Genomic DNA, 3,341 nt, shown 5'->3' with positions numbered 1-3,341 from the left:
AAGTTTTAAACATGAATACGTTATATATTGTATCATATAATTGGAATACTCAGTCTCTGACTATACAATAATAAAATGTTAATCTGTGATAGACCTCTTTATTTTGCTTGTATCAAGAGTAAAATAAAGAGGTCTTTTGTGGTTGGTGATGGAATTTTATGAATGAGAAATAAACAAGTGTACCACTCTATTTGTTAGTAGAGATAAAGATAAACTTGTTTACCATGAATTTTATTATACGTAGTCTGTTCCTATTTTTTGTATTATGCACTTTCGCTTGTTCTTCGGAGGAGAATTCTGAATTGTACTCTTCTGATAATATAGATTTTAAAGTATCCGTGTCGTCACTGTCTCGTGTGGCTATGCAAACGGATGGAAGTGGAGACTTCCAGGCGGGAGATGAAGTGGCTTTATGGGGATATGAATCTCAGCCGGATAAGATTCAGGATAGAACCTTATTGCATTGCGAGGGAGAACGGTGGACTTCTTCTTTATCGTGGAAAGATTGGGGAAAAGTTCCTCATTTTTATGCGGTCTGGCCTGCTGTTACCCGGATGGAACTGTGGGAAGGGGCTTGTTGGTATGTACATAGAGTGAGCCTGAATCAGTCGGTTGACGAGAATTTCTTATCTTCTGACTTGTTGGTGGCGGACGTGGAGGCTGTAAAGCATTGTCCTGTAAGATTGGATTTCCGGCATGTCATGAGTCGGGTAACGGTAAATGTGAGAAATATAAAGGAGGTCTTCCCGAGTGAGGAGCAGAGTCAGGTACAGGTATATGTACATGGTTATTTGTCGGGCAGGTGTGTTTTGTCTGGTCGTGGGGTGAAGGCAGAAGATGAAACGGGTTGGATACAAGCGCACCGGATGAAGGAAGAAGGTTGCTTTGAAGCCTTAGTGTTTCCTGGAGGATTGGCAAGTTTTCGTACGGATGGGTGGATAAAAATTGTTGCAGGAAATCGTGAACTGCTGTATAATGCGCCGGAAAGTATTGGAAATGAACTGGAAAGTGGAAAGCAGGTGACGGTGAATCTTCAGTTGAAATCGCAAGAGATAGTACCGGAAGAACCTATATGGTGGGTAGATGGTGTACAGCCCTCTGACAAGTGGATGTTTGATTCACCGGTTTACCGTATGGCTTGGACGGAAGGTTGCGGGTGGTTTGATTGTAACAAACTGAATGCATCGGATGGCAGTGCGACTGGGGATGGAAGGACTTGTTGGGAAGCTTCTTCTTCGAACCTGATGCATTGGTGGCTGAATATGAATCGTAGCTATGTGGAGCGTTATGTGGAGTATAAACGTCAGCAGAATCCAACTTTTTCGATTCCTATGGCTTATCCAGACTCAAAACATAGTGAAATATACCAGAACTTTAAAACTCGTTTTGGAAATAAGTCTGGATATGTTGTATCGGGCGTAAACTGGTTCTTATCGGGTATCTGTAATAGGGTGATGTATCCTCAGGATATGCCGGAACTGGAAAATGCGGGCTTCTTTTTTGAGGTGTTTGGTCGGAATTCCTTAGCGCGGCAGTATGGCAACGGGTATATGACAAAGGAGGAGTTTAATAATGCCATCAAGTTGGCAAAGAAGCAGGGAATGGCTGTCGGACTGGATATTTTTATTCAGGGTGGTGGTCATGCCGTAAACCTTTGGGGAGCCGAGTTTGATGAAAAGGGAGAGGTGAGTACGATTTATCTGGTAGATAATAATGACGGGAGTTTGGGAGACTGGGTATACAAGGCTAAAATTGTGTATGAGAAGGATGCTTCCAGTGGGGCGTTGTTTACTTATATGAAGTGGGTATACAATGAAAGTCTGAAGATAAAAATCATGGATTTGGTATTGCTGGATAAAGGTATCTCTTACTGGAAGTCATTCTTTGAAAATAAAAACGGATGAAACCTGAATGCAGTTCCACCCGTTTTATCATGAGAGATATAGAGAATTATACAATTCCTTGAGCCATCATGGCGTTAGCCACTTTCATAAATCCGGCTACGTTGGCACCTTTTACATAGTTGATATAACCGTCGGGTTCTGTACCGTATTTTACACAAGCTTCGTGAATGTTCTTCATGATGCTCTTTAGTTTGTCGTCAACTTCTTCCTGACTCCAGCTCAATTTGATAGAGTTCTGGGTCATTTCCAGACCTGACACGGATACACCACCTGCATTGGCTGCCTTACCTGGAGCGTAAAGAATCTTGGCATCTTGGAATACGCGGATAGCTTCTGGTGTAGAAGGCATGTTAGCTCCTTCTGATACGGCGAATACTCCGTTTGCTACCAGTGCTTTTGCATCGTCGCCGTTAATTTCATTCTGTGTAGCAGAAGGAAGGGCAATGTCTGCTTTTTCGTTCCATGGACGAGCGCCTGCCACGTATTTGCAACCGTATTTTTCAGCGTATTCACGAATTCGTCCGCGGTAAAGGTTCTTCAATTCCATGATGTAATCCAGTTTTTCACGGTCGATACCGTCTGGATCGTAGATGTAACCGTCGGAGTCAGACATGGTAACGACCTTTGCACCTAACTGAATCAGTTTTTCTACGGTGTATTGTGCTACATTTCCTGAACCAGATACTAGGCAAGTCTTACCCTTGATGTCGATGTTACGAGTTTTCAGCATTTCCAGCAAGAAATAGATGTTACCGTAACCGGTAGCTTCCGGACGGATAAGTGAACCACCAAATTCGCGGCCTTTACCAGTCAATACACCACTGAATTCGCGAGTCAGTTTTTTGTACATACCGAACATGTAACCTACTTCACGACCGCCTACACCTATATCACCGGCAGGAACGTCGGTTTCAGGGCCGATGTGACGCCATAATTCCAGCATAAATGCCTGACAGAAACGCATTACTTCTGCGTTTGACTTGCCACGTGGAGAGAAGTCAGATCCACCTTTACCACCACCCATCGGAAGAGTAGTCAGTGAGTTCTTGAAGGTCTGTTCGAATGCCAGGAATTTCAAAATTCCCAGGTTTGCAGAACTGTGGAAACGGATACCGCCTTTGTACGGGCCGATAGCGTTGTTGTGTTGTACACGGTAACCCATATTGGTCTGGATGTTACCTTTATCGTCCATCCAAGTGACACGGAACTGATACACGCGATCTGGAATACACAGACGCTCAATTAAGTTTACTTTGTCGAATTCGGGGTGTTTGTTGTATTCCTCTTCGATAGTTCCTAATACTTCTTCTACTGCCTGATGATACTCAGGTTCATTTGGGAATCTTCTTTTCAGATCTTCCAGAACTTTAGCTGCATTCATAATTTAAAAGATTATCTGTCTTATTTATTGGTTTTGAAAAATCACAGTAATATGTT

The 3,341-nt window shown here is 43.0% G+C and carries 2 protein-coding genes; one reads left to right on the top strand and one right to left on the bottom strand.

What is annotated here, in order from left to right; all coding sequences use genetic code 11:
- Positions 1-224: 224 nt before the first annotated feature.
- Positions 225-1,904: an IdeS/Mac family cysteine endopeptidase gene (locus tag ACMJ0U_RS00870; protein WP_417127530.1), complete on the top strand. Its 1,680-nt coding sequence runs from the start codon at positions 225-227 to the stop codon at positions 1,902-1,904.
- A 46-nt stretch (positions 1,905-1,950) separates the two neighbouring features.
- Here ACMJ0U_RS00870 and ACMJ0U_RS00865 read toward each other — a convergent pair whose 3' ends face one another.
- Complete coding sequence (locus ACMJ0U_RS00865) at positions 1,951-3,285, bottom strand: NADP-specific glutamate dehydrogenase (protein WP_417127528.1); 1,335 nt, start codon at positions 3,283-3,285, stop codon at positions 1,951-1,953.
- Positions 3,286-3,341: the final 56 nt, after the last annotated feature.

Source organism: Phocaeicola sp. (assembly GCF_048170425.1).
Lineage (GTDB): Bacteria > Bacteroidota > Bacteroidia > Bacteroidales > Bacteroidaceae > Phocaeicola.
The sequence above is the reverse complement of the archived record's forward strand: the minus strand, read 5'-3'. Positions and strand labels throughout refer to the sequence as shown.